The sequence below is a fragment of the Streptococcus oralis genome (genome assembly GCF_001075675.1).
Taxonomy (GTDB): domain Bacteria; phylum Bacillota; class Bacilli; order Lactobacillales; family Streptococcaceae; genus Streptococcus; species Streptococcus oralis_V.
Genome location: NZ_JUNW01000054.1, coordinates 41,210 through 48,269 on the forward strand (window position 1 = coordinate 41,210; position 7,060 = coordinate 48,269).

9 protein-coding genes are annotated in these 7,060 nt (G+C 41.9%); 7 read left to right on the forward strand and 2 right to left on the reverse strand.

Translation table 11 applies throughout. From position 1 onward, the window contains the following. Positions 1-6: 6 nt before the first annotated feature. Entirely contained in the window at positions 7-555 is a 549-nt protein-coding gene (locus tag ADM50_RS07795; RefSeq protein ID WP_049485201.1) for an NADPH-dependent FMN reductase, read from the reverse strand. Positions 556-646: 91 nt separating this feature from the next. Beyond that, positions 647-1,093, reverse strand: a complete 447-nt coding sequence (locus ADM50_RS07800; protein ID WP_000816318.1) for a MarR family winged helix-turn-helix transcriptional regulator — start codon at positions 1,091-1,093, stop codon at positions 647-649. Positions 1,094-1,211: 118 nt separating this feature from the next. Here ADM50_RS07800 and ADM50_RS07805 point away from each other — a divergent pair, with 118 nt between their 5' ends. From ADM50_RS07805 to rpsR, 7 genes are all read left to right on the forward strand, one after another. Next, positions 1,212-1,688 (forward strand): cell wall elongation regulator TseB-like domain-containing protein, encoded by a 477-nt coding sequence (locus tag ADM50_RS07805; protein WP_000776856.1) that lies wholly within the window; start codon positions 1,212-1,214, stop codon positions 1,686-1,688. A gap of 9 nt (positions 1,689-1,697) precedes the next feature. Continuing rightward, positions 1,698-2,876 (forward strand): pyridoxal phosphate-dependent aminotransferase, encoded by a 1,179-nt coding sequence (locus ADM50_RS07810; protein ID WP_049485203.1) that lies wholly within the window; start codon positions 1,698-1,700, stop codon positions 2,874-2,876. 152 nt (positions 2,877-3,028) lie between these two features. Continuing rightward, on the forward strand, positions 3,029-4,372 hold the full coding sequence (gene asnS / locus ADM50_RS07815) for an asparagine--tRNA ligase (RefSeq protein ID WP_049485204.1): 1,344 nt from the start codon (positions 3,029-3,031) through the stop codon (positions 4,370-4,372). 123 nt (positions 4,373-4,495) lie between these two features. Continuing rightward, positions 4,496-5,704 carry an MFS transporter gene (locus ADM50_RS07820; protein ID WP_049485206.1) on the forward strand — a complete coding sequence of 403 codons (1,209 nt, stop codon included), beginning with the start codon at positions 4,496-4,498 and terminating at the stop codon, positions 5,702-5,704. A gap of 132 nt (positions 5,705-5,836) precedes the next feature. After that, a complete protein-coding gene (gene rpsF / locus ADM50_RS07825) occupies positions 5,837-6,127 on the forward strand; it encodes a 30S ribosomal protein S6 (protein ID WP_001151782.1) in 291 nt (96 codons plus the stop codon). An 11-nt stretch (positions 6,128-6,138) separates the two neighbouring features. Further along, the gene (ssbA, locus tag ADM50_RS07830) at positions 6,139-6,609 is read left to right on the forward strand and encodes a single-stranded DNA-binding protein SsbA (RefSeq protein WP_000609596.1); all 471 of its coding nucleotides are present in this window, start codon (positions 6,139-6,141) and stop codon (positions 6,607-6,609) included. Positions 6,610-6,640: 31 nt separating this feature from the next. Next, positions 6,641-6,880 (forward strand): 30S ribosomal protein S18, encoded by a 240-nt coding sequence (rpsR, locus tag ADM50_RS07835; protein ID WP_000068664.1) that lies wholly within the window; start codon positions 6,641-6,643, stop codon positions 6,878-6,880. Positions 6,881-7,060 lie beyond the last annotated feature (180 nt).

Below are 7,060 nucleotides of genomic sequence, written 5' to 3' on the forward strand. Positions count from 1 at the left end.
GCTGGATTAGTTGATGGCTGCAAGAAGGTCGTCAGCTTGTTTGACAAGTGATGATGCAGTTGCTTCTTCTAACACCAATTTTCCGTCTGCCCAAGCAGAGTCATTGACACGAGCAGCTGTAAAGTCACCAACGACTTGTGTACGGATAAATGGCAAGAGGTCTTTATAAATAGCAAAGAGTTGATCGTGACCAGCATTGGCTACAGATGAGACAGTAACAAACTTGTCTTGGAGGGCAGAAGCACCACGTGTATCAGACAAGTCAATGGCGCGAGAGAGCCAGTCAAGCAAGTTTTTCACTGTTCCAGGGATAGAGAAGTTGTAGACTGGAGAGAAGATCCAGATAGCATCCGCAGCAAGGACTGCTTCACGAGCAGCAGCTACAGCTGGATGAGTTGGAACTTCCAAATCTTGGCTGAAGAGAGGAACAGCTGAGTAATCAAGATAGCTAACTTCTGCTTTTCCAGCAAGTGCTTTTTCAGCTTCAAGAGCCATTTGGTGGTTGAAAGAACCTTGGCGAAGTGAACCGACGATAAATAGTACTTTTTTAGACATGATGTGTCTCCTTTAGCTTAAAATTCAAAGAGCGAGCCCTTTTGTTACCATCTATGTTACAACAAATGATACTAATTAGCAATAATTTTGCTCACAAATTTTTAAATTTTTTTAAAATGCGGATTAAGTCTTCCTTTTCGCCATCTTCCAAGATGCTGAGTGCTTCTACGATAGAATCGATATGGTCAGGAAGAACCTCTTCGATTTTTCTGCGTCCTGCAGGTGTTAATTTCAGGAAAAAAGAGCGACGATCCTTGGGGTCACAAGTTCTAGAAATCCACCCATCTCGAACCATATTTCGAATGACAACAGTCATGTTTCCAGAAGTGGCTAGCATTTTTTCAATCAAATCCTGAATGCGTAGTTCCCCCTTGCTATAGAGGGTTTCCAGAACGGAAAATTGGGTGGGTGTTAGCCCGTGTTCTTTAGCAGCCTTAGCTTCATATGGTTTAAAAGTCCGTATGGCTTTATTGAGGACGATAGCCGTTTTTAAGTCTAATTGATTATCGGAAATTTTCTCTTTCAAATATTGTTTCATAAGGTTATTTTATCAATAATGAGAGAGAAAAACAAGAACTTACATTTTATAGGAAAAGAATCTTAGAATGTTCCCGTCTTCACTTGTAATAAAGAAGGAGAGATGGTAAAATAGACGAGTGAAACTAAGACAGAAAAAAGCAAAAAACAAGCTACTTTTACAGTATGGAATCGGCATTGCTCTGGTAGTACTAGTCATGACCACTTCCTTCCTTTATCTGATATCACTCAGCATGAAACCCTATCAAGATGCTAGGGTTGAAGGAGAAAAACTGGCCAAGCAGTATGCTGAATTGGAAAAGGCAGATCAGGTTGATTTCTATAATGGACTAGAAGGTTATTACAGCATTTTAGGACATAATAAAAAGCAAGAGGCCATTGCCGTACTGATTGAAAAGAATGACCACAAGATTTATGTTTATCAGCTTGATAAGGGGATTTCTCAAGACAAGGCAGCGACGATTTCGAGGGAAAAAGGAGCTAGCGACATTGACAAGATTACCTTTGGTCGTTATCAGGACAAGCCGATTTGGGAAGTCAAGTCAGGAAACCAGTACTATCTGGTCGACTTTGAAACAGGAGCAGTGATCCAATAAGGAGGGCATATGAAACTATCCAAACGTGTACTAGAAATGGAAGAAAGCGTCACTCTAGCTAGTGATGCAAGAGCCAAAGCATTAAAAGCTCAGGGAAAGGATGTTCTTTTCTTAACCTTGGGACAGCCTGATTTTCATACTCCTGAAAACATTCAGGATGCAGCGGTAGAAGCGATTCGAGATGGACGAGCTTCCTTTTATACAGTTGCTTCAGGCCTACCAGAGTTAAAAGCGGCTGTTAATACCTATTTTGAACGCTATTATGGGTATTCTGTTGCAGCCAACGAGGTTACCTTTGCCACTGGTGCCAAGTTCTCTCTCTACACCTTCTTTATGGCTGTGGTCAATCCTGGTGATGAGATCATCATCCCTACACCATACTGGGTCAGTTATGGAGACCAGGTCAAGATGGCAGAAGGTGTGCCAGTCTTTGTCCAGGCCAAGGAAGACAATCACTTTAAAGTAACAGTAGAGCAGCTAGAAGCAGCCCGAACAGATAAGACCAAGGTCTTGGTTCTCAATTCACCATCGAATCCGACCGGTATGATTTACTCTCGTGAGGAACTCATGGCTATTGGAAATTGGGCTGTTGCGCATGATGTCCTTATCCTAGCAGATGATATTTATGGTCGTTTGGTTTATAACGGGAACGAATTTGTTCCAATTTCTAGTTTGTCAGAAGCCATTCGCAAGCAAACCATTGTGATTAACGGTGTATCTAAGGCCTATGCCATGACTGGTTGGCGGGTAGGTTATGCTGTGGGAAATCCTGAAATTATTGCTGCCATGAGCAAACTAACAGGACAAACGACCTCCAACCTGACTGCTGTATCACAATATGCTACCATTGAAGCCCTAACTGGACCGCAAGACTCTGTTGAAACCATGCGCCAAGCCTTTGAAGAACGTTTGAATACCATTTATCCACTCTTGTGCCAAGTCCCAGGTTTTGAAGTTGTCAAGCCCCAAGGTGCCTTCTATCTCTTCCCAAATGTTAAAAAAGCGATGGAAATGAAGGGTTATACCGATGTGACAGAGTTTACAACAGCTATTCTCGAAGAAGTCGGACTGGCCTTGATTACAGGAGCTGGATTTGGAGCACCAGAAAATGTTCGTCTCAGCTATGCCACAGACTTGGATACTTTGAAAGAAGCTATTCGTCGTTTGCACCAGTTTATGGAAAAATAAAACTTAGAATCTTCGCCTTTTCAGCGAAGATTTTTTGTAATGAAAATCTCGCGATTTTTCTCTAGTAGAACCTAGCTATCGCAGTCTATTTATGGTAAAATAGTGGGTAATGATGTCTTCGGACAAGTTAAACGAAAAAAGGAAGATAGATTATGACAAAACGTGTAACAATTATCGATGTAAAAGACTACGTTGGTCAAGAAGTGACCATCGGAGCCTGGGTTGCCAACAAATCAGGAAAAGGGAAAATTGCCTTCTTGCAATTGCGTGATGGAACAGCCTTCTTCCAAGGTGTAGCCTTTAAACCAAACTTTGTAGAAAAATTTGGTGAAGAAGTGGGACTTGAGAAGTTTGATGTCATCAAACGATTGAGCCAAGAAACTTCTGTTTATGTGACAGGAATTGTCAAAGAAGACGAACGTTCTAAGTTTGGCTATGAGTTGGATATTACAGACATCGAAGTGATCGGTGAATCTCAAGACTACCCAATCACTCCAAAAGAACACGGCACAGACTTCTTGATGGACAACCGTCACTTGTGGCTCCGTTCTCGTAAGCAAGTAGCGGTTATGCAAATCCGTAACGCGATTATCTATGCGACTTATGAGTTTTTCGACAAGAACGGCTTCATGAAATTTGATAGCCCAATTCTTTCAGGAAACGCGGCTGAAGATTCAACAGAACTCTTTGAAACAGATTACTTCGGAACGCCAGCCTACTTGAGTCAATCTGGTCAGCTTTACCTAGAAGCAGGGGCTATGGCTCTTGGTCGTGTATTTGATTTTGGTCCAGTATTCCGTGCTGAAAAATCAAAAACGCGTCGTCACTTGACTGAGTTCTGGATGATGGATGCGGAGTACTCCTACTTGACACACGATGAGTCACTTGACTTGCAAGAAGCTTATGTTAAAGCCCTTCTTCAAGGTGTTCTTGATCGTGCGCCTCAAGCCTTGGAAACCTTGGAACGTGATACAGATCTCTTGAAACGCTACATTGCAGAGCCGTTCAAACGCATCACTTACGATCAAGCCATTGACCTTTTGCAAGAGCATGAAAACGATGAAGATGCTGACTACGAGCATTTGGAGCATGGCGATGACTTTGGTTCACCACACGAAACATGGATTTCAAACCACTTTGGTGTGCCAACATTTGTCATGAACTACCCAGCAGCTATCAAGGCCTTCTACATGAAACCAGTTCCTGGAAATCCAGAGCGCGTGCTTTGTGCAGACTTGCTGGCACCAGAAGGTTACGGAGAAATCATCGGTGGATCTATGCGTGAGGAAGACTACGATGCTCTTGTAGCTAAAATGGAAGAACTGGGCATGGATCGTACAGAATATGAATTTTACCTTGACCTTCGTAAATATGGTACAGTACCACATGGTGGATTTGGTATCGGTATTGAACGTATGGTAACCTTCGCAGCAGGTACAAAACACATCCGTGAAGCCATTCCATTCCCACGTATGTTGCACCGTATTAAACCGTAAAATAAATCAAAACGCCCTAGGGGCGTTTTTTCAAAGTAGAAGAAAGAAGAGGTGAGGGACATGTAAAGCACAGATTAACAAGTGACAGACACAAGGATATATACACTTGTTAAAGGAGAAATGATGTTTAAACCAAATTATCGGAAGAATATCGGTCTCATGGCTGGGGTAGAATTTTTTGCCTTTTTTGGCATTACCAGCTTTTGGATTCTATTTCTCAGTCACAATGGGATGTCACTTTGGCAGATCGGCTTATTGGAAAGTATTTTTCATGCTACCAGTGTCATTTGTGAAATTCCCTCTGGAATGTTAGCTGACCGCTATTCCTATAAAACCAATCTATATTTAAGTCGGATTGCTGGGATCGCATCGTCTATTCTCATGCTAGTTGGGCAAGGTAATTTTTGGATTTATGCCCTCGCTATGGTGGTGAGTGCCTTGTCTTATAATTTTGATTCGGGGACGAGTGCAGCCATGGTTTATGATTCGGCCGTGGAGGCTGGATTAAAAGAGCGCTACTTGTCTATCTCAAGTTTTATGTCAGGAGTAGCAGAAGGAACTCGGTCTTTGGGGACCGTTTTAGCGGGATTTTTTGTCCATGGTCAATTGCACTTGACCTACTATATCATGATTGCCACTTCTATGATCGTTCTTTTCCTAACTTGGATGCTAAAAGAGCCTCGTGTTAAAGCGCAAAAATCTGAGCGTCTGACCATGAAAAAGATTATGTTGACTGTTAAAGAGGAGCTACAGAGAAATCCCAGTCTTTTTGGTTGGATGATTCTGTCCCAAATCATCGGGACACTGATGTGCATGTTTTATTTTTACTATCAAAATCAACTGCCGGACTTAGAAGGATGGCAGATTTCGATGGTCATGCTAATCGGTAGTGTTTTGAATATCTGGGCAGTTTATCTAGCGAGTAAGATTGGAAAGAAGTATGCAGCCTTAAAGCTCTTTCCTATTCTTGTACTCTTGACGGGGGTGACCTACTTACTTTCCTACTTTGGTACGCCACTGATTTATATTTTCATTTATTTGATTAGTAACGCCTTATATGCTCTCTTTCAACCGATTTTTGACAACGATTTACAAAAGCGACTCCCAAGTGAGGTACGGGCAACCATGCTAAGTGTCTACTCCATGATGTTCAGCCTGAGTATGATTGTTATTTTTCCTCTTACGGGATGGCTGATTGATGCTCTAGGTTTTGTAGAAGCCTTTATTTACTTAGGATTCTTTTTAGTAATAGTCGCCTTTTCACTATTCTTCATTTTGAAAGAGATGGCCAGAGCTTTAGAACTGAAAGAGAATGTTATTTCTAAGCAATAGAGTTATTTTTCATTTTTATCTTTTTTCTCTTGCTATCTACTAGTATTTCTAGTATAATAGTTAATTGTGAGCAAACCTCACTTACCCCTTGCAAAGTCTTGGGGTCATTAGACCAAAAGGAGGAACATATCAATGGCTAAATACGAAATTCTTTATATCATTCGTCCAAACATTGAAGAAGAAGCGAAAAACGCTTTGGTAGCACGTTTTGACTCTATCTTGACTGACAACGGTGCAACTGTTGTTGAATCAAAATCATGGGAAAAACGTCGTCTTGCATACGAAATCCAAGATTTCCGTGAAGGACTTTACCACATCGTTAACGTTGAAGCAAACGACGACGCAGCTCTTAAAGAGTTTGACCGTCTTTCAAAAATCAACGCTGACATTCTTCGTCACATGATCGTCAAACTTGACGCGTAAGAAGGTAGATTATGATTAACAATGTTGTACTTGTAGGGCGTATGACACGTGACGCTGAGTTGCGTTATACCCCATCAAATGTAGCAGTTGCGACTTTTACTCTTGCAGTAAACCGTACATTCAAGAGTCAAAATGGCGAACGTGAGGCTGATTTTATCAATGTCGTTATGTGGCGCCAACAGGCTGAAAATCTTGCTAACTGGGCTAAAAAAGGCTCTCTTATCGGGATCACAGGTCGTATCCAGACTCGTAGTTACGATAACCAGCAAGGACAACGTGTCTACGTAACAGAAGTCGTGGCTGAGAATTTCCAAATGTTGGAAAGCCGCGGAGTGCGCGAAGGACATACAGGTGGGGCTTATTCTGCACCAACTGCTGGTCAATCAGCACCTGCAAACCCAGTACCAGACTTTTCACGTTCTGAAAATCCATTTGGAGCAACAAATCCATTGGACATTTCAGATGATGATTTACCATTCTAATGGACAATTAATACTATAAAGGAGAAAAAACATGGCTCAACAACGTCGTGGCGGATTCAAACGCCGTAAAAAAGTTGATTACATCGCAGCAAACAAAATTGAATATGTTGATTACAAAGATACTGAGCTTCTTAGCCGTTTCGTTTCAGAACGTGGGAAAATCCTTCCTCGTCGTGTAACAGGAACTTCAGCTAAAAACCAACGTAAAGTAACAACAGCTATCAAACGCGCTCGCGTAATGGCTTTGATGCCTTTCGTAAACGAAGATTAAAAAAAAGACCCGGGTGGGTCTTTTTTTCAGGTCCGGGTGGCCCTCTTTTTCAGACCCGGGTGGGTCTTTTTTTCACGAGCATAGAAATGTGATTGCGAGTTGGGCCCGGATGGCCCTCTTTTTCATGAGCTCGGAAATAAGAAAGCGAGTCAAGACCCCAACGGGTCTTTTTTTCACGAG